This window comes from Arsenicicoccus cauae (genome assembly GCF_009707125.1).
Taxonomy (GTDB): Bacteria; Actinomycetota; Actinomycetes; order Actinomycetales; family Dermatophilaceae; genus Arsenicicoccus; species Arsenicicoccus cauae.
Window position 1 is genome coordinate 1 of record NZ_WLVL01000053.1, and the last position, 696, is coordinate 696.

A 696-nucleotide genomic window follows, 5' to 3' on the forward strand; every position below is an offset into this window, starting at 1 on the left:
GGGTCATCGGTGAGATCTCCTCTGGTGAGTACTTGGCGGTACACACCGAGCATCTCGCCGATGACCCCTCTACGTCAGGGAGCCACACCCACTCCCCAAACCCCACCACTCCACGGGACTCTTACCTACCCTGACTGCGACTTCTCAATACGTCGGCCCCGCCCCGAACGAGATCGGACATACCCCCATGGTCGTTGCCAAGGAGACCCGCCTTCAGGAGATCCTCGAAGGCACCAAGCAGTACCACGTGCCCTTGTATCAACGCACCTACTCTTGGGGACGTAAGGAGCTGGGCCGCCTCTTCGATGACGTCGTAAGTCTCGCCGTGGACCGCGCCTCCGATGCCGCGGTGACGCACTTCATCGGCTCGATCGTGCTCGCGCCCACTCCGTCGAATGGTCCCGCTGGCGTCCAGGAGTATCTGGTCGTCGACGGCCAGCAGCGTCTGACGACGCTCTCTCTTCTTCTTGCAGCGATAAGGGACCACCGGAGGGAGACCGAGGGTGAGCTGCACTTCGAACGAATCAACGAGAAGTTCCTAATCAACAAGTACGAGGCGAACAGTCAGCGTGTAAGAGTCCCGTGGAGTGGTGGGGTTTGGGGAGTGGGTGTGGCTCCCTGACGTAGAGGGGTCATCGGCGAGATGCTCGGTGTGTACCGCCAAGTACTCACCAGAGGAGATCTCACCGATGACCC

1 protein-coding gene is annotated in these 696 nt (G+C 60.6%); it reads left to right on the forward strand.

Annotated elements, in window-relative coordinates:
- Window positions 1–187: 187 nt before the first annotated feature.
- On the forward strand, window positions 188–622 hold the full coding sequence (locus tag GGG17_RS15070) for a DUF262 domain-containing protein (RefSeq protein WP_154594525.1): 435 nt from the start codon (window positions 188–190) through the stop codon (window positions 620–622).
- The last annotated feature ends 74 nt before the right edge of the window (window positions 623–696 follow it).